This window comes from Desulfovibrio inopinatus DSM 10711, from assembly GCF_000429305.1.
In the GTDB taxonomy this organism is placed as follows: Bacteria; Desulfobacterota; Desulfovibrionia; order Desulfovibrionales; family Desulfovibrionaceae; genus Alteridesulfovibrio; species Alteridesulfovibrio inopinatus.
Genome location: NZ_KE386878.1, coordinates 83,515 through 101,502 on the forward strand (window position 1 = coordinate 83,515; position 17,988 = coordinate 101,502).

The 17,988-nt window shown below is 50.6% G+C and carries 13 protein-coding genes and 1 tRNA gene; 11 read left to right on the plus strand and 3 right to left on the minus strand.

Annotated elements, in window-relative coordinates; genetic code table 11:
* The first annotated feature begins 153 nt into the window (after window positions 1–153).
* From G451_RS30875 to G451_RS0120870, 6 genes are all read left to right on the plus strand, one after another.
* Entirely contained in the window at window positions 154–597 is a 444-nt protein-coding gene (locus G451_RS30875; protein ID WP_051261746.1) for a response regulator, read from the plus strand.
* A gap of 40 nt (window positions 598–637) precedes the next feature.
* A complete protein-coding gene (locus G451_RS0120850) occupies window positions 638–1,543 on the plus strand; it encodes a CBS domain-containing protein (protein ID WP_027185757.1) in 906 nt (301 codons plus the stop codon).
* 39 nt (window positions 1,544–1,582) lie between these two features.
* Entirely contained in the window at window positions 1,583–3,436 is a 1,854-nt protein-coding gene (locus tag G451_RS0120855) for an SLC13 family permease (RefSeq protein ID WP_027185758.1), read from the plus strand.
* A gap of 90 nt (window positions 3,437–3,526) precedes the next feature.
* Entirely contained in the window at window positions 3,527–3,652 is a 126-nt protein-coding gene (locus G451_RS35225) for a hypothetical protein (protein ID WP_281171576.1), read from the plus strand.
* A gap of 21 nt (window positions 3,653–3,673) precedes the next feature.
* The gene (locus tag G451_RS0120865; protein ID WP_156921756.1) at window positions 3,674–4,252 is read left to right on the plus strand and encodes a Yip1 family protein; all 579 of its coding nucleotides are present in this window, start codon (window positions 3,674–3,676) and stop codon (window positions 4,250–4,252) included.
* A 122-nt stretch (window positions 4,253–4,374) separates the two neighbouring features.
* The gene (locus G451_RS0120870) at window positions 4,375–7,371 is read left to right on the plus strand and encodes a hypothetical protein (RefSeq protein ID WP_027185760.1); all 2,997 of its coding nucleotides are present in this window, start codon (window positions 4,375–4,377) and stop codon (window positions 7,369–7,371) included.
* A 142-nt stretch (window positions 7,372–7,513) separates the two neighbouring features.
* On the opposite strand, the gene G451_RS0120875 is transcribed toward G451_RS0120870, so the two are convergent.
* A tRNA-Leu gene (locus G451_RS0120875) sits at window positions 7,514–7,600 on the minus strand.
* Between the two features lie 96 nt (window positions 7,601–7,696).
* On the opposite strand from G451_RS0120875, the gene G451_RS0120880 reads away from it, so the two are divergent.
* From G451_RS0120880 to G451_RS34695, 3 genes are read left to right on the plus strand one after another with little or no spacing between them, the layout of a single operon-like run.
* Window positions 7,697–9,010, plus strand: a complete 1,314-nt coding sequence (locus G451_RS0120880) for an alkaline phosphatase family protein (RefSeq protein ID WP_027185761.1) — start codon at window positions 7,697–7,699, stop codon at window positions 9,008–9,010.
* Entirely contained in the window at window positions 8,940–11,144 is a 2,205-nt protein-coding gene (locus G451_RS0120885) for an ATP-dependent helicase (protein WP_245587852.1), read from the plus strand. Before G451_RS0120880 ends, G451_RS0120885 begins: the two co-directional genes overlap by 71 nt.
* Window positions 11,145–11,172: 28 nt before the next feature.
* Complete coding sequence (locus tag G451_RS34695; RefSeq protein ID WP_169727923.1) at window positions 11,173–11,337, plus strand: hypothetical protein; 165 nt, start codon at window positions 11,173–11,175, stop codon at window positions 11,335–11,337.
* 127 nt (window positions 11,338–11,464) lie between these two features.
* Here G451_RS34695 and treZ read toward each other — a convergent pair whose 3' ends face one another.
* Both treZ and treS read right to left on the minus strand, forming a co-directional pair.
* Entirely contained in the window at window positions 11,465–13,306 is a 1,842-nt protein-coding gene (treZ, locus tag G451_RS0120895) for a malto-oligosyltrehalose trehalohydrolase (RefSeq protein ID WP_034643339.1), read from the minus strand.
* A 61-nt stretch (window positions 13,307–13,367) separates the two neighbouring features.
* Window positions 13,368–16,664: a maltose alpha-D-glucosyltransferase gene (gene treS / locus G451_RS0120900; protein WP_027185764.1), complete on the minus strand. Its 3,297-nt coding sequence runs from the start codon at window positions 16,662–16,664 to the stop codon at window positions 13,368–13,370.
* A 251-nt stretch (window positions 16,665–16,915) separates the two neighbouring features.
* Here treS and G451_RS0120905 point away from each other — a divergent pair, with 251 nt between their 5' ends.
* Together G451_RS0120905 and G451_RS0120910 are read left to right on the plus strand one after the other, a co-directional pair.
* On the plus strand, window positions 16,916–17,392 hold the full coding sequence (locus G451_RS0120905) for a DUF4440 domain-containing protein (RefSeq protein ID WP_027185765.1): 477 nt from the start codon (window positions 16,916–16,918) through the stop codon (window positions 17,390–17,392).
* A gap of 123 nt (window positions 17,393–17,515) precedes the next feature.
* Complete coding sequence (locus G451_RS0120910) at window positions 17,516–17,947, plus strand: response regulator (RefSeq protein ID WP_245587853.1); 432 nt, start codon at window positions 17,516–17,518, stop codon at window positions 17,945–17,947.
* The last annotated feature ends 41 nt before the right edge of the window (window positions 17,948–17,988 follow it).

Genomic DNA, 17,988 nt, shown 5'->3' on the forward strand with positions numbered 1-17,988 from the left:
CTTTGCACGTTATTGAATCGTGTGATTCCCATCTTATCTATCTGATTTTAAATGTTATATTGGTTGGAACAAGAGTTGCTAAAGAAGTCTCTGAAAACGTCATGCAGGATTATTCTTGGCGAGGATTTGCGAGAAAAAGGGGCAACTCAACCGATGAAAACAATAAACATATTACTCGTTGCCGATACAGAAAAGCTGATTCTCACAGTGCAGAGATTATTTCCCAAAATGGGATTCAACGTGCTCGTGTCCGACAACGCAAAGGAAGCATTGAAATACTTGCTGGAGCATGACGTGCCCGTGGTTTTTATCGATCACTCCATGCACGGGCTTGACGCCTTTTCGCTCCTTGAAGCGATTCGTCTTGGACACCCCGTCGTGGAGGTCTTTTTTCTGGTCGACTCGCATGAATTGGACAATGCGGCTGAGGCGATGCGCCACGGTGCCAGTGACTATCTCGTCAAGCCTGTGAGCATCAAGTCTTTACTCGAAAAATCAGAAGCGGCTTGTCGACGATATCAGATCCATCGACACCGCATAGACGATGCCCTGCATACAGCTCCGTTGTTCAAAAAACGGAACAACGGATTGGATTAACATACAAATGCTGTTCTCGAAACATGAAGAGGAGGCAAGGATGGTAGAGAAAATCAGAGTGCTCATGGTCGATGACGAGGAGCAGTTCCGGATCACGACGAGCAAAATACTGGAAAGGCGCGGCTTTGAGACGATTATGGCCGTGAGTGGTCCGGAAGCCATCGAAAAGTTGTCGGAGCACCCGGATGTGGTTGTCCTCGACGTGAAGATGGAAGGAATGGACGGTCACGAGACGTTGAAAGCCATCAAGGCTAAAAAACCTGATCTGCCCGTCATCATGCTTACCGGGCATGGAGCTCTTCCGAGCGCTAAAAAGTCACTGAAGGAAGGAGCCTTCGACTACCTCAACAAACCGTGTGACATTGATATCTTCGTGTCGCGCATCAAAGATGCCTATCGGGTTGGACACAGCCTCCCGGATACCGAAAAAAATGCCAGAGATTTGATGATTCCACTCGCAGATTATCCCTCCATTTCCGATTCGGCGACTGTTGCCGAGGCCGTCAAGATTCTCAAGGAAAACAACGAACGCATTGTGACCACGGATGCCATCAATGACCAGGGACGACGTTCACTGCTCGTCTTCAACGCGAACAAACAACTTGAGGGAATTCTGACACCGCAGGCGATCCTGACTGCACTTCGACCGGAATATCTTTCGATCTCCATGCCGAGCACGGCGCCGAAAATGTACTCCATGGGGTACTCAGCAATGTTCTGGACTGGTCTTTTTACAGCCCAGGCCAAGACGCTTCTGGGCAAATCAGTGCAGGACATCATGTCGGACGCACCGCCCAGCGTGGATGCCGAAGCGAACCTCATGGAGGTCATCCAGGCCATGCACGAGTCCGGCAAACGTCGTCTCGCAGTGAAAAAGAACGGCGATGTCATCGGTCTCGTTCGCGAGCAGGAAGTATTTTACGAACTGATCAAGGTCCTCGGCTAGTCCGACCGCCTTCACCATACGATACCAATGAGGTTCGAAATGACACACGAAACCAAAAAGAAGGCCACCGGCTACGACAAATACGTCAACTGGAAGTTGCTCATTATACCAGTAATTCTTTTTTTCCTCATCCTCGTTCTCCCCACACCCAACGGCATGGTCGAGGTCGGCATTCAGTATAAAGTTGGACCGGAAGCTGTTCATTCTTTTTTGGCCGAGGAACTTTTTCATAAACAAGTCAGCGACCTTGAACAATGGCAAGTGGCCACTGTCGAAATGATGGAACACAATATGCGCATGGGCGCCATGACCAAAGATCGTCTGCTCAATCGCAATCTCAAGTGGGCCAACAAGTACGACATCAAAGTAGGATCAACCAATTTCAAGAGAGCAAAGGACTTCGTCAAACAGGATGTGGAGGCCGACCGGTTTGAAACACTGATGAAGAAAAGTTTTGAACTCCGCATGGATGGGCTCCACTACGATGCTCTGTCCGATAGTCAGAAGAAGAAAGCGGATGTGGGAGCATGGCAAATCAAGGTCGCCATCGCTATGGCCGTGTTCGTGGTTTTCTGCTTCATGACGGAGTGTATGCCGCTTCCCGGCGTAGCCTTTATGATCGGCCTGATCCTGGTGTTTTGCAAGGTTGTGCCTAAAGACACCGTGACCCAACTCTATTGGTCTGACGCGGCTTGGTTTATCATGGGCTCGCTCATGTTTGCCGCAGCGTTTGTCAAAACCGGAGTGGATAAACGAATGTGCATGGCTATGTTTAAGCGCCTTGCCACACCCAACGTCAAGCTTATCACTTTTATCTTCTTTATCATCATTGCTCCCCTGGCCGCGTTCATCTCGGACCATGCTTTGGCAGCGATGTTTTTGCCTATCGGTATGCTGCTTTATCAGAACAGCCTCACAGATGAAATTCCCGATGATAAGGAACTGGCCAAGCTGCTCATGATCACCATCGCCATGGCGTGTAATATAGGCGGACCTGGAGCTCCCTCCGGCGGTGCACGGAACGTCATTATGATCGCCTATCTTAACGACATGTTCGGGATGGATATCGGCTATTTTCAGTGGGTTACCTACTGCTTCCCGTTTATTTTGGTTATGATTCCGATTACTTGGTTCGTCGTCAACATGCGTTTCCGTCCGAAAATCAAGACGCTGGCTCCGGCCATGAAGCATCTTGAATCTGAAATCAATAAGATGGGGAAGTGGAACAAACATCAAATTTGGGCCGTTATCATCTTCGTCATCATGGTTTTTGGCTGGTTTACAGAAAAGGCTTTTTACCAACTTGGTATCTACCCCGTGCGCCTTGGTATCGGCACCATCGCCGTAGCCGGTGCCATAGCCTACCTTTTGGCAGGCGTCGTCAACTGGCGTGACTATCAGGAGAAAGTGGACTGGGGCGTCGTCTGGCTTTACGCGGGTGCGATCATCTTCGGAAGCGTGCTCGACAAGACCGGTGCTGCCTTTTGGCTGGCGCGCAGTGCCATTGACGGACTCGCTCCATTGGGCATGAACTCGGGGTTGCCGCTGATGTTAACCTCCAATGGTCTCACGGCCATCCTGACTAACCTCATGGCGGATGGTCCGGCAGCAGCCGCCGTTGGTCCCATCACACTGAACATGGCAGCATTGGTGCATCCAGGGACGACCTTCCTTCCCTTTATGGCAATGGGTACAGCTATCGCGTCCTCATTCGCCTACTGCCTGATCATAGGCACTCCGCCTAATGCCATCGTTTATGCCTCTGGCTACCTGGAGCCTAAGGATTATCTCCGAGCCGGACTGCCCATGTGGATTCTGGCCAATATCGCGCTTATCGCCCTGACTGCAATCTACTGGAGCATGAGAGGATTCAACGGACTTCCCAGCTTCTAATCGCAAAAACGTGACGTGGCGGCCCGGAATATCGGGCCGCCCGTTCTGCAACGTGTTTCACGTAATGATAACCTCCGAAAGGAACCGGCAATGAAAAAAACTTTTCATACTGAAAACGGCATAACCTACTTTTCACGACGGACCGAACGGACAATTTTTTTCATCCTGACCATGGCCATGCTCCTCTGGCTGGGACTCGAAAAACTTTTTGCATGATCACATGATGGAGGCAACACCATGTCTACGATGAACATCCAATCGGCAATGAGTACACCGATGACTGATTCCGGTCTCCCTGGGCATTATAGCGCCCTCGTTAATGTGCTCAAGAAGCCACATGTGTTTTTTGCAGACTTTCCAGAACAGCCCGGCTACAGCCGTCCCCTTACTTTCTTGCTCTTTTCCGCCATGTTCTACACAGCGGTCAGTGTGATGTATTTCTTGGGCAACTCCATACCTCTCGCGATAGCCGTTTTCGTCAACGCACTGGTCATGCCGTTCATCCTGGCGGCCGTCTCGTGGGCACTTCTGACGATGACGACGGGCCGTTATGCCTTTGAACGTATCTTCAGCATGTATGCGTATGCCTCCGGCGCGCTGATGCTCTTTTCATGGATCCCGATGGTTGGATTTATTTGTGAGCTTTGGAAGGCTGGCCTTATGGTCTGTGCTTTGGCCAAGGGACTGAAGACAGGATGGGGACGATCTTTGGTTATCGTTGTGGCGACATTTATCATCATCATGCTTTTGATTTGGTCTATCCTGCCCGTAGTGGCTGAACTTCGAGTGCTTATCCGTCCCAACATTGCTGGCTAATGCATGGTGTACAAAGAAATGTCGGTTGGGGGGGGCAGGCATTGGTAATTTCCGTTGTTTGCTGCTTCTAGAGGAACTGCTCACTGTGAGTCCTTGAATCTCGTTGACTCAATAGGGACACAATGGGGATATATTTCGATAAAACTGACCAGCGACTGTTGGAAGTCATTAATGAGGTTCTCGACAGGAGAATCGATCATGCCCAATTTCGGACACTGCTCACTCCCTATCTGAAGCCGCACGGAATTAAGGAGTTGGCTGCCGTACCAGGTATCCGTATAGCCTATGCCATCACCCACCTGATCGGATCTCTCGAGTCACGGCAGGCTCAGAACCGGCTGACCGCGCTTGCAGCCCTCAAAGACGAGATGTTAACCGCCGCGCGCGTCAATATGCGTAACAACAGGGCGAGAGTCTTGATCCAGATTGTCAAGGAGTTGGTTCGCGCTCGGGGCGATCATACGGCCCAACTGAAGCTCGCCCACGATTTTAATATGGTCGCAGGTGGAAAAACGCATTTTTTGCGCAAGCAGCTCAAGAAGTACCACCTGCTTGAAATGCCCGAAGAATGGAACCAGATTACCTTTGACGATCGCGTGCATGACGCCAACAGCAAAGGCCGAAAGTCCGCCACACATCTGATTATGGACGCTTGGATTAAAGGTATCAAGGAACTGCGCGTGGTCTATTATGACGTTCTGGATCGCGGGGTAGCGGTGGAGTTACTTAGCGCAGCACGCATTATGGGGATTCGCGTACGTATCGGCATCGAATATCGGGCCGTATTCCGGGGTCGGTTTGTTAATATTATTTGGGATCCAGTCGTACTACGGGACGAATCGGACATTGACGATTTTTTCAATAATCCCGAAACGCTGGAGCTGATGAATCAGGGACAAAAAGCTCAGGAATATCGCATACGTTATATCAAAGATGTGATCAAAATTTTTAATGAGGTGCACCGGGCATCCATCTACCAGGAACTCGGTATTGAACTCCCGCCCGTGAGCGCCGAAGGGTTGCAGCGGAACGTTGTCGCGGGCCAGCCGTCGCTTCTGCACCTTGGTAAATACATTCATGAGATGGCTCTCCCCCTTTTTCGGGAGCGCATGGTTGATCTGACAACACCCTATGCCGAGGCCGGATACGACCAGAAAGCTGAAATCGCCATGCTCGTGGAATCGTTGAATGCCTTTGACGCAGATACTATCATTGAGCGTTACCTTGCACCCGAGGCCAATCCTGGTCTGCGTAACCCAGACCTGCCGTATTTAACGGAGGATGTGCCTCAGCTTTTATGCATCGGCCCTGCAGAACTGACGGCCCGCTTAAAACAGGCTCTTGGCGGAAGCCGTTTGAGCCTCATTTTGTCCGATTTGCAATTAGAAGATGTCGTTGAAATAGTCTATGATTGCAAAGGTGCTATTACAGATTTCGAACTCTTCAATCTCAAAAATATCACAGCGGAGCAGGTTCGTTGCCGCAAGCCCATCTGCATGTTTCAACAGGCGATCAACGAGCAGAACACGTTTGCCTTTAAGCAAATTATCCTCGACTGTATGGAGGCTATCCGCTGTTCGGACAATGCTTCTTCCACGGATAGGCTCGCGCACTATACGGACATCCTTAACCACTTCGAAAAGCTTAGCGTTTTCTATAAACACTCCAGAATACGTACGCTGGTCGGCAGCGGTTCAACGGGCATTTCGTCTCGCACTCCGGGGATGGGCTTTGCTGTTGTCATGACGTTATCTCCTCGTTCCCAGCGCGATCTACGTAAACGAAAGTACGCCTGGCGTATTCCTCTCGTCGCCACAGTCGCGCAAACTGTGGAATTTATGCCCCCAGCACGCGGCAAGGGACATCTCGACGCGTTACTCCAAAAGGCCAGTCGTATGCGGCTGCTTCGCCACCTTTTGTGCTCCAAGATTGAAGGCTGGCACATGGCGGGCTTTCAAGTCGATGATTCCTGCGCCAGTGAGGTCGCCAGTCTCGGCGGGATAAGAGAAGAGGTGGACAACGGACTCAGGATTTATAGCGAGGAAGAAAAATCCGATAGTCGGCTTGAACTACGTTATCTTAACTCCACACTCGTCAATTGGATTAAAGTCGTGGTCGGTTTTGTGCCTGCTTTTTTAACCTTTTTCTTAACCAAAGAGTGGTGGGTGTTAGCCTATTGTGGAGGTCTCCTTTGGTTCGGTATCACCTGCGTCAGGAATATCATTCAATCTGTACTCGGGGGTGGGGGCTTTGCTCGTTCCAAGTATCTACGTTGGAACGAATATGTGAGCTGGAACAGGATTTCCGATTCGCTCTTGTATACGGGGTTTTCCGTGCCACTTCTGGACTACTTCTGCAAAAATCTCCTCCTTAAGCAGGGACTTGACATCACGACGACCACGGCTCCGATGTTGCTCTACGCGATCATGGCCATAGTAAACGGAGCCTATATCTCCGGACACAATATTTTTCGTGGACTCCCTAAGGAGATCGTGGCGGGCAACTTCTTCCGCAGTGTCTTTTCCATCCCGGTGGCCATTGCCTTCAACTGGGCTTTGAGTATCCTTCTGGTTACGCTCGGCGTGACAGGCATCGACATGGTGCTCCAAACGTGGGCAGCGGTCATTTCCAAGTTTGCCTCTGATTTTGTGGCCGGGCTGATCGAAGGGCTTTCGGACAGAAAGCATAACATAGCTATGCGTCAGTGGGACTATGCAAACAAAATTAAGCAGGTCTTCGAAACATACACGAAACTTGAGATCCTCTTTCCAACCATCCGCATTGTAGACGCTATGAAAAATCCGGCAGAGTTCTGCGCAATTTTGCGCACACGGGACGAAAACTATATTCATATCCTCATGGTCAATGCTCTGGATCTCTTGTATTTTAAAATGTATCAGCCCCGGGCGTCCGAAGCTTTTCTCCAAGTCATCAAAACGATGTCGCACGACGAAAAGGACATCCTTTATTCCTCGCAGCTCATTCTCGACGAAGAACGGGATATTGCACGGCTTTTTGTTGATGGCCTCGTGGGGCAGGACTTCACCCGGCCGCTCACCTGTTATCTCCTCAACTACCGTACATATCTCGAAGAGCTTAAGGAGATTTTCTCTGTCTAGTGGTTCTATATTGAGTCCATAGCTTCTACTGGGTCTAAATGGTTAGTTCTTCCTCAAAGACGGGGGCAGGGGCGAAAATCGTTTTGTTGCATAATAAAAAAGGTTGCATCGGTTTCATATACCGTTGCAACCTTTCGAAAAGTGGTACCCGCGGCCGGATTTGAACCGGCACAGCCTTGCGGCCGAGGGATTTTAAGTCCCTTGTGTCTACCAATTCCACCACGCGGGCACGAATCGGTTCTATTAGCCGGAATATGGTGCCTCAGTCAACTTTATTGTTCATGTTTGCTGGCGTTCAGTGTGGCTTATTGATATAGCCCCCTCCATGAGTTCGATACGAAAACGATGTGTAGTCCTGGGGTTGGATGGCGTTGCCTTGACCATGGCCAAGAATTTGGCCGCAACGGGGAAATGTCCGAATCTTGGCCGTATTGCTGAAAAGGCTGTGGCCATGGATGCAGAGCTTCCGGAATTGTCTCCGGTCAATTGGACGTCGTTTGCCACGGCTGCCGGTCCCGCAGAGCATGGGGTATATGGGTTTACCGCCATCCATCCCGGTTCATACGCCATGTCCATCACCGACAGCACCGCTGTCGCCTGCCAAACGATTTTTGATCGGCTTGGTCATGCCGGATTGGTCTCCAAAGTGATCAATTTGCCGCATGCCTATCCGGCCCACAAAATCAACGGTGTCATGGTGGCCGGGTTTGTTGCGCCGGACTTGTCGCGCGCAATATATCCACCACCATTGTTTGGACCGCTTCGCGACATTGGATATAAAATTGAAGCCGATACCACGCGGGGTGCCGACGCTCCGGAATATTTGTTCGATCAACTCCGAGCGACGTTGGCCGGGCGACGGGCTGCCTTGAGAATGTTTTGGCCGGACCTTGATTTTGATCTGTTTGTTTTCGTCTTGACCGAAACCGATCGCCTCTTTCATTTTTTTCATCCAGCTATCACGAATCCCAATCATCTTCTTCATACAGATTGTCTCGACCTGTTGGCTGAGTGGGATCTCCTCGTTGGGGAAGTGCTGGATCGATATGACGCCTTGCCCGAACCCAAACGGCTTATTGTCATGGCTGACCACGGATTTGCCGACCTTAAAGTCGAAGTAGATCTCAATGCCTGGTTGGCTTCTGTCGGTTTGCTCAAGCTGACCGGTGAGCCCGGAGAGTGGAATTCTGAACGTATCGGTCATCCCACGGCCGCGTTTGCTCTTGATCCGGGACGTATCTACATGCACATCAAAGAACGGTATGCCCGCGGGGTGTTTCACGAGCACGTCGGACTTGAACATGCCGCCGCCATTCGTGATGCCCTGCTTGAGATGGAATATGAAGGTAAGCCCATTTTTGAAGCTATCCATTTGAAAACCGAGTTGTATTTCGGTCCGTTGGCCAAGTACGCTCCTCAGATTGTTTGCGTACCCAATCCCGGTTTCTGCCTGACCGGCAAGTTTGATCGCACCGAAGTGTTTGGTCATTTTAATCGTCATGGCGTTCATACTGCCCACGATGCTCTGTATTATGATTCCACAGGGTATGCTGCTCCACGAGTACGGGATGCTGGTCGAGCCGTCCTTGACTTTTTCGACATCCCCAGAAACAACCAGCCCCATGCCAATCGACTTTGAACACGATCTCAACCCGGCCCAACGTGAGGCCGTGGAAACCACGCAAGGACCAGTCCTTGTCATTGCCGGAGCCGGCAGTGGCAAAACCCGAACCGTGGTCTACCGTCTGGCCCGGCTTGTCCATATGGGCGTGCCTCCGGAGAACATTCTTCTACTGACCTTCACCCGTAAGGCCGCACAGGAAATGCTCGACCGAGCAGCGCGATTGCTTGGTGGAAGCGGGCAGGACGGGCACCGCTCCCGGTTGTCACTGGTCGCGGGGGGAACGTTTCACTCCTTTGCCTTCTCTCTTTTACGACAACATGCCGCCGCCGTCGGATTTTCCGGCGGCGTCTCCATGCTTGATCGAGCAGACTCCGAAGACGTCCTTGGATTATTGCGCACGAATCTCGGTATTGCCAAATCCGACAAGAGTTTTCCCAAACGTTCGGCCGTCATGGGGCTCATCAGCAAGTCACGGAACAAGGAAACAGCATTGTCCGATATCTTGGACCGCGAAGCATTCCATTTGGCGCCGCATGCTGAAAATCTCACCCGGCTTGCTGACGGGTATACCGCATATAAACGGGAACACGGCCTGCTCGATTACGACGATTTGCTGTTTTATCTCGAAAAATTACTCGTCGAACATCCTGATTTACGGGATTATCTGCGGATGCGGTATTCCTACATCATGGTGGATGAATACCAGGATACGAACCTTGTTCAGGCCCGTACCGTGCAGCATTTGGCCGGGGAAGGGGGCAACATCATGGCGGTGGGGGATGATGCGCAGTCCATTTACGCTTTTCGCGGAGCGAATGTGGAAAACATCCTTCGATTTCCAAACCGATTTCCCGGAGCCAAGGTCATTCGGCTCGAAGAGAACTACCGGTCCACGCAACCGATTCTTGATTTGACCAATTCTGTTCTGGAGCATGCCGAACGTAAGTTTGAAAAGCATCTCTTTACCAAGCGCAAAACCGGCCCCAAGCCTGAAATCTTTCGAACCTATTCCGACATGACCCAGGCGCGACTTGTCGTGGCCAAAGTCGTGGAGCAAGCTAAGAAGTATCCGCTCCACGAAATTGCTGTTCTGTTTCGCGCTGGGTATATGTCGTTTCCCTTGGAAGTCGAGCTGAATAAAATAGGCATTGCCTATCAGAAGTTTGGCGGCATCAAGTTTTCCGAAGCGGCTCATGTGAAAGATGCCCTGGCGTACTTACGCGTGGCTCATAACCCCGATGACGTCCCTGGATGGAGGCGGATTCTTTCCTATATCAAAGGGGTGGGGCCGAAAACTGCAGAAAAGATATTTCAAGCGATCAAGACCAATGATGACCAGGCGTTATCACGTTATACCAAGAAAAACGAAGAATTGGCTGAACTCATCTATTTCGTGAAATCGCTCAACGGCATGGATTCTCCCAAGGATCTCCTCGATAAAGTCATTCAATTTTATTTGCCGCTACTCAAACAATCGTTTCCCGATGACTATCCGCGTCGTGAGGCTGGGCTTGAACAGCTTTATCAAATTGCGGCCGATTATTCCGGGCTCGATATTTTTCTTGCTGAACTTGTGCTTGAAAATCCCGAGGACGATCGCAAGAAAGCCCGTGAAGACACGTTGTGTTTGTCTACGGTCCATTCGGCCAAGGGGCTTGAGTGGTCTGCTGTCTGCATTATTGATCTCGTGGATGACCGCTTTCCTTCGCGGCATGCGTTGGTGAAATCCGAAGATCTCGAAGAAGAGCGCCGGTTACTGTATGTCGCGGCAACGCGTGCTCGTGAGTATCTTGGCCTGTTTGTCCCGAAAACGGTGTATCAACGACAAAACGCGAGCCATGTGCCGGTCATGCCGAGTCTCTTTTTACGTGAACTTGATCAGCATCTCTATGTTGAGCACAACGAGAATCGGATGGGTGGTGTTGATGTCCAGGCTCCACCACCTGTTCCTGAGCCTCTGTCGCGACCGCAGGAATCCGTTTCACCGAAACGCTTGGGTGCATCGGGCAATACCGGGTATTGCCGCCACAAGATTTTCGGTCGCGGCAAAATTGTTGAAGATATCGGCAACAACAAGTATCGCGTCAATTTTCCCGGTTTTGGTCTCAAAGTGATTGTTGGTGACTATTTGACCATGGAAGAAAGCTGATTCGGCATTGCAACCAGAGGGAGGCTCCATGTTGCTCAGTGAAAGTGAAGCGAAATTTAAATTCTGTCCCTACCTCAAGACATCCGACGACAAGCTCAAGTTTTGTCAAACCAGCCAGTGCATGATGTGGCGTGTCGTTAAAGACAAAGGCTACTGTGGTCTCGCCGGTGTGCCGGCTGGGGCTGGTGAGTAAGTAGGGTGGAAAGCGAGACCCCTTCACCTCTTTGTAACAGTGGATGTATTGGATAATAGGGTAAATGTTGTCGTCTGCATTTCACGATAAAGCGAGGAAGAGAGATCGCTCTCTTCCTCTTTCATTTCTATTTCTTCTCTCCATGATATAACACCATGCTTCGACTGGGCAATGTGATGCCGTCGGCGATGATGTTGGGGGCCTGGGCTGAAGGCCCGCTCCACACCGGGTCGGCAGAGTCGAGAATTTTAATGGCATTGCTCGTCGGGCTCAAGCTGGCGGCATCAATGATTTGTTCCTGCGTGGAAAAATTGAACAGCCCCAGTGTTGAGGCGAGTTCGTTTTGCCGGACCACGGCAAGGACGTTTTTACCGCGAAGTGCGGTGACCTCCAGTCCATTTTTTTGCGGCCAGCTCAGCGTTGAAAGCGCACGCCGTAATTGCAACAGGCGCTTGTAGAATTCCAGCAGAATTGCGTGGTTGCCCGTACATGTCTTGGACCAATCGAGCTTCGAATCGATAAACGTCGATTCGGCCTGTGGATCAATCGGTGTGCCTTTCCATTTGAATGATTTGAACTCGCGTGCTCGTCCTTTTCGAACGGCTTCGATGAGACGATCATCCGTATGGCTCACGAAATAATGGAAGGGGTGATCTTCTCCGAATTCTTCGCCCATAAACAGCATCGGGATACATGGCGTTACCAGAAGAAGGCCGGCAGCAAGCTTGAGGCTTTCGAAACCAACCAACCCCGCCAAACGTTCTCCACCGATTCGATTGCCGACTTGGTCGTGTGTCTGGATTGAATTCACAAACGCTGTGGCCGGTGATTCCCGGCAAGGGGCTCCAACGGCATGGTCGCGTGATGGAGCGTATTCTCCCTGGTAGGAAAACCCGTCACGAACTGCCGTCCCGAGATGATCGATGCTCCCGAAGTCCATATAATAGCCGTTTCGTTCACCAGTGAGCAGTGTATGCACGCTGTGGTGAAAATCATCACTCCACGTTGCATCCATACCGAGTCCATGCGTATCGAGCGGGGATGTCAGTCGAGGGTCATTCAAATTGGATTCGGCAATAAGATACGGCGAGAATCCACAGGCTTTGCCGTACGATGAGACGACTTGGGCGAGTTCCTGCAGAATGTGAATGGGCTGCTGGTCATAAATAGCGTGCACGGCATCCAGACGGAGACCATCAATGTGATAGAGTCCCAACCAATGGAGAGCATTTTGCAGGAAGAAGTTTCTCACCCCATCCGACCCCGCGCCGTCAAAATTGAGCGCGTCTCCCCATGGTGTGTGGTAGTGATTGGTGAAGTATGGCCCGAAGTCGCGCAGATAGTTTCCTTCCGGTCCAAGGTGATTGTAGACCACGTCCATGATAACGGCCATTCCTCGACTATGACAGGCGTCAACGAATGCTTTGAGCGCGTCAGGGCCTCCATAGGCCTGATGAACGCTGTACGGAAAGACGCCATCGTATCCCCAATTACGCTCACCGGGAAAGGCCGCCACCGGCATAATTTCCACGGCTGATACCCCAAGCTCCACAAGGTAGTCGATTTTTAACATGGCTGCGGCAAATGTGCCTTCAGGCGTGAATGTGCCGACATGCAGTTCATAAATCACCAGAGCACCGAACGGTGGTGGCGTATAGCCATGATCGGTCCAGCGAAACGCGTCATGGTCCACCACGGTTGACGGGCCATGGACGCTTTCGGATTGGAAATGCGATACCGGGTCAGGCCGACGGATATCGCCATTGAGTACAAACTGATATCGATTGCCTGCTTTCACATCATCAACACGAAGACGATATAATCCACGACCTATTGCATCCATGGGCAACCGACGGGGTGTCGAATCAAGCAGTTCGAGTTCCACAGACTTGGGCTTGGGAGCCCATACCGTAAATTCATAGGCTGTATCATCAATGCGGCGATGTCCAACATGTGCGTTCTGTTCCATTACGATAGCCTTTCATTCATGGTGTCGTAGCGAGGTCTTTTTACGTACGTTCTCAACATGACTAATCTTCTTCATCAAGCAGGTGGATCAGACCACGCAGTGGAATAAGGAGCCATTCCGGTTTGGTTTTGATGTACCGTCCGACTTCAAGCAGGGCTTTTTCCACCAAGTACGCAACAAGCATGCTGTCAATATGTTCACGCTCTTCAGGCAGAATAGGACTCGGGCCGAATTCCGTGAGATACCCATCAAGATAAGCCTGTCCCATTGCCAAGTACCACATGTCGGCAAACGGGGTCAGATAGGGGATATCGGCTTCTCGGATAACCGAACGTTCGACAAACGGATGGTAGGCGGCAAACTGGAACGACCTGAGCATGGCGGCCACATCGCGTAATGGTGAACGCTTGATGCGGCGCTCGGAGAGTCGCCGTTCGGGATCGCCTTCGAAGTCAAAGATGACAAAGTCATTCCCCGTCGCCAAAACTTGGCCAAGATGGAGATCACCATGAATGCGCGTTTTTTGTGCTCGTAACTTCTGACGAATGATGCCGCGCAGACGTTCGATAAGGACAGGTTCGAGACCGATGACGATTTCAGCCTGGTTCTGTACACCTTCACTCAGGCGGGGCCACTTTGCTTTGAGTGCGCGGAACTGTTCTCGTCCAAGGTTACGCATCGATTGATACAGTGAACGCTGGTAGAGCTGGGAGAATGGTTCGGGCGTAAAGGAAGCATCACCGTAATCTCTGGCCAGGGCTTTGTGCATTTGCGCCGTTCTTCGACCAAGAAGTTGTGCCCCCTGTTGTTCGTCGCCGGCGAACAGAGCCTGAATATCTTCCGGAAGAATCGTGAGATCCAAAGTATAGGGATTGGCATTTCGAGGAAACACCAATTCCGTTTCACTCGGTAAGGCCAAAGCGCGTTCATAAAAACGGGCCACATTATCAAGCATGAGTTGCCAGAGCTCTCCCTGGTTCGGAACAAACGCCTCAAGCAAGCCAAGAACAACGGAGCCGCCTTCAGATACTGTACATTCCAACGATCCCGCATAGGCGGGAACGTGCGTAAATTTTGTTTGGAGTGTCAGAAAGCGGACAATCTCCAAGTCCGGGTGGACGCCGAGTTCGGTTTTGCGAAACATTTTGAGGATAAGATGCTGACCATAGCGAATGGTTGTGTTGCTTTGTTCATCCGCATCGACTTTCGGTGTGAGGTCGTTCGATCCGAAAAAGATACGTCGGGCACGCTCGGTAGACATTCCCGTAAAGAAGTGTCCCGGCAGTCCAGCTTTTTTTCGTTCGCAGATAAGACGGAGAAGTTCAAGACAGAAGCTTTCGTCTTTGACGGCGTCAATGAGGAGCGTTGATGTCCCGTTAACATTGAGCTGCGCAATGGATCCGATGTTGTGATCTTCTTCAAACGGGACCTGGGCAAGCGGTAAGATATGGATTTCCGGCTCTCCATCATCGTAGACGGTCTCAATGAAGAGCACAAACCAGTTCTTGTCCGGTAGCAACCGGGGCCACGCCGACAGAGAAAGCCGCCGAATACGTCGAGTCCGTCCTCCGAACCAATGTTGCGTTTTGAGGTAGGTTGGCAAGATACGTTTTTCGAACCCGAGACGCAGGGTTTTATCGGACAGAAGAGCTTCCAGTGAAGAGGCTTCCAGCACCGGCAGACCGGTCCCCATGGCTTTTTGATCCGGCGAGTGGAGTCGGAAGACATAGTACCCATACGGTGACAGACTGAGTACATACGGCGTTTTGTCGATCGCCTTGAACCGAGAACCGCCGAAAATCTCTTCGGGGGTGTGACCTTCATAGGCATTGAGATCAATTTCCGCCATGCGGGAATAACGAGACAGGTTGGCGACAACCAGAATCGTTTCTTCCTGGGATGATCGTATATACGCCAGGATTTTGGCGTCCTCCATGGGAAGAAAGGTCAGATTGCCTCGACCGAGCGATTTGCATTGCCGGCGCAGATCGATGATTCGACGCATCCACCAGAGCAGCGAGGCACTGCTTCGCTCTTGGGTTTCAACGTTGACCGATTCATAATGATATTCCGGGTCAATGATGACGGGAAGATAGAGGCGTTGTGGGTTGGTCGCGGAAAATCCGGCGTTTTTGTCTGAGCTCCATTGCATAGGAGTCCGAACACCATCACGGTCACCAAGATAATAATTGTCTCCCATGCCGATTTCATCCCCATAATACAACACAGGGGAGCCAGGCATGGTAAACAGAAGCACATTCATCAACTCTATTTTACGGCGATCATTTCCCAGAAGAGGGGCGAGTCGTCGACGAATACCAAGATTGATGCGGGCGCGGGGGTCTTTGGAGTACATAGAGTACATATAATCCCGCTCTTCATCCGTCACCATTTCCAAGGTGAGTTCGTCATGGTTCCGGAGAAAGAGCGCCCACTGACAGTTTTCCGGAATACGCGGTGTTTGGTCGAGGATATCAAGTACAGGGTACTTGTTTTCCATTTCCAGTGCCATGAACATTCGTGGCATAAGCGGGAAGTGGAAGGCCATGTGACATGAATCGCCCGAGCCGAAATACTTGACAGAATCCTCTGGCCATTGATTGGCTTCGGCCAAGAGCATTTTATCCTGGTGGTGGGTGTCGATGTGGGCCCGTAACTTTTGAAGGAAGGCGTATGTTTCCTGGAGATTCTCACAATTGGTTCCTTCCCGTTCATAGAGATACGGAACCGCATCGAGACGTAAGCCATCCACTCCAAGGTTGAACCAATAATCGAGAACCTTGATGACTTCAGCATGGACTCGGGGGTTATCAAAATTGAGGTCGGGTTGGTGGTGGTAAAAACGGTGCCAATAATAGGCGTTGGCTACGGGGTCAAAGGACCAGTTGGAATGCTCGAAGTCTTTGAAAATGATGCGTGCTTCACTATATTTTTTGGGGTCATCGCTCCACACGTAGAAATTTCGCCAGCTTGACCCCGGTTTTGCCAAACGCGATTTCTGAAACCACGCATGCTGATCGGAGGTATGGTTGATGACGAGTTCGGTGATGACTCGAATGCCACGAGCATGGGCTTCACGCAGCAATTTTTTGAAGTCTGCCAATGTACCATAATCGGGGTGCACAGTGCGATAGTCGGAGATATCATACCCGTCGTCGCGGAGTGGAGAAGGATAAAAAGGTAAGAGCCAAATGGCCGTTACTCCGAGATGTTCAAGATAATCGAGTTTTCGGATAAGCCCAGGGAAGTCGCCGATACCGTCCGCGTTACCGTCGCAAAACGTTTTGACGTGGACTTCGTAGATAATGGCGTCTTTGTACCAGAGAGCATCGCTGACGAGTACGCCGTTTCGGGTCATAAATAGGTATCTCCGTACAGATAGAAATTAAATATAATGGGTGCTTGCCTGATGGTCTCATATCAATGTGTTTGCGGCCTTGACGTATCATAGAGATGCTCGGAATGGTATCAGTCCTGCGGCCTATTGCAAGCTGGTTGTCCTGAATTTGAAGGAATCATAAAAAAAATGTTTTTGGGCGCGACGTCGTCACGAATTCGTGGTAAGAGAAAGCAAGCTGAAACCAATCCTTATCAATCGGGGAGGAGATAATGAAGAACAGGCTCACCGTTGTGGTTATGGGGTTGTGTATTGTTTTGTCACTTGTTGCGTGTCAAAAGAAAACTCCTCCTCCGGATTCCGGCTTGGCGCTTGAGCAAGAGGAAGCCAATCGAATTTATGCGCTTTTGTTTGATTTTACCAAGGCGCGTAATGCGCATGATTCTGGGCAGATTATGGCGTTTTATGCCGATGACGCCGTCATTACATCGCTTGATGGCCAGACCTGGACCAAAGCTGAACAAGCAGAGAGAATGAAGAAGGTTGTCAAGATGATGCAGCAGCATGATGTTATTCAGAATGTTTCCGCAGTTCGCGATATTGTCGTGAAAGATGACAAAGCGACGGCTGTCATGGAAGTTGACGTATATATAGCCGGACACGTACAACCTCGGCTTGTCTACGATCTAGAGCTAGCCAAACGTCACGGTGACTGGTATCTCACCAAGTCGACCACCAAGAAGCTGTAAGGTCGCCGACAGATGTGTTTCGGCGTGTCGGTAGCTGCGTTACTGCTGCTCGACACGCCATATTTTCATTGACGTTTGTTGCGGATTTGGTAAAGCAAGCCCGCCTCATTCGATTCCAAGATCATGAAACTCATCAAGGAAAATTCTGGCAGGCCGATGAAAGCGCTCATTGTAGACGACGATAATATCAACAAAAAATACCTTGCAGAAGTGCTTTCTCCACATGCAGATTGCCATCTTGCTTCAGACGGAAGCGAAGGTTTGGAATCATTTCGGAGAGCCTTTGATCAAGGGGAACCCTTTGACGTGATTCTTATGGATATCAGGATGCCTGGTATGGATGGACATCAGGCTGTTGAATCCATTCGACACTTCGAATCGGAAAACAATATTAACGAAGCTGACCAGGTTAAGGTCATCATGATTTCTTCTCTTGATGATCCGAAAAATGTCTCACGTGCTTTTTTTCAAGGGCAAGCGACATCGTACCTGACTAAGCCTTTCAATCACGAAGCTCTGATCGAAGAATTGCAAAAGCTGAACTTGATCGATTAGGCGATATTTTTCTTGCGGCATCTTCCCGTATGTTGAAAAAT

Excerpts from the sequence above, each read along its gene's own strand:
- G451_RS0120910 (WP_245587853.1), top strand. The coding sequence starts at position 17,516 with ATGAAACTCATCAAGGAAAATTCTGGCAGGCCGATGAAAGCGCTCATT.
- G451_RS0120865 (WP_156921756.1), top strand. The coding sequence starts at position 3,674 with ATGTCTACGATGAACATCCAATCGGCAATGAGTACACCGATGACTGAT.
- treS (WP_027185764.1), bottom strand. The coding sequence starts at position 16,664 with ATGACCCGAAACGGCGTACTCGTCAGCGATGCTCTCTGGTACAAAGAC.
- G451_RS35225 (WP_281171576.1), top strand. The coding sequence starts at position 3,527 with ATGAAAAAAACTTTTCATACTGAAAACGGCATAACCTACTTTTCACGA.
- G451_RS0120885 (WP_245587852.1), top strand. The coding sequence starts at position 8,940 with ATGCTGGTCGAGCCGTCCTTGACTTTTTCGACATCCCCAGAAACAACC.
- G451_RS0120850 (WP_027185757.1), top strand. The coding sequence starts at position 638 with ATGGTAGAGAAAATCAGAGTGCTCATGGTCGATGACGAGGAGCAGTTC.
- G451_RS30875 (WP_051261746.1), top strand. The coding sequence starts at position 154 with ATGAAAACAATAAACATATTACTCGTTGCCGATACAGAAAAGCTGATT.
- treZ (WP_034643339.1), bottom strand. The coding sequence starts at position 13,306 with ATGGAACAGAACGCACATGTTGGACATCGCCGCATTGATGATACAGCC.
- G451_RS34695 (WP_169727923.1), top strand. The coding sequence starts at position 11,173 with ATGTTGCTCAGTGAAAGTGAAGCGAAATTTAAATTCTGTCCCTACCTC.
- G451_RS0120905 (WP_027185765.1), top strand. The coding sequence starts at position 16,916 with ATGAAGAACAGGCTCACCGTTGTGGTTATGGGGTTGTGTATTGTTTTG.
- G451_RS0120870 (WP_027185760.1), top strand. The coding sequence starts at position 4,375 with ATGGGGATATATTTCGATAAAACTGACCAGCGACTGTTGGAAGTCATT.
- G451_RS0120855 (WP_027185758.1), top strand. The coding sequence starts at position 1,583 with ATGACACACGAAACCAAAAAGAAGGCCACCGGCTACGACAAATACGTC.
- G451_RS0120880 (WP_027185761.1), top strand. The coding sequence starts at position 7,697 with ATGAGTTCGATACGAAAACGATGTGTAGTCCTGGGGTTGGATGGCGTT.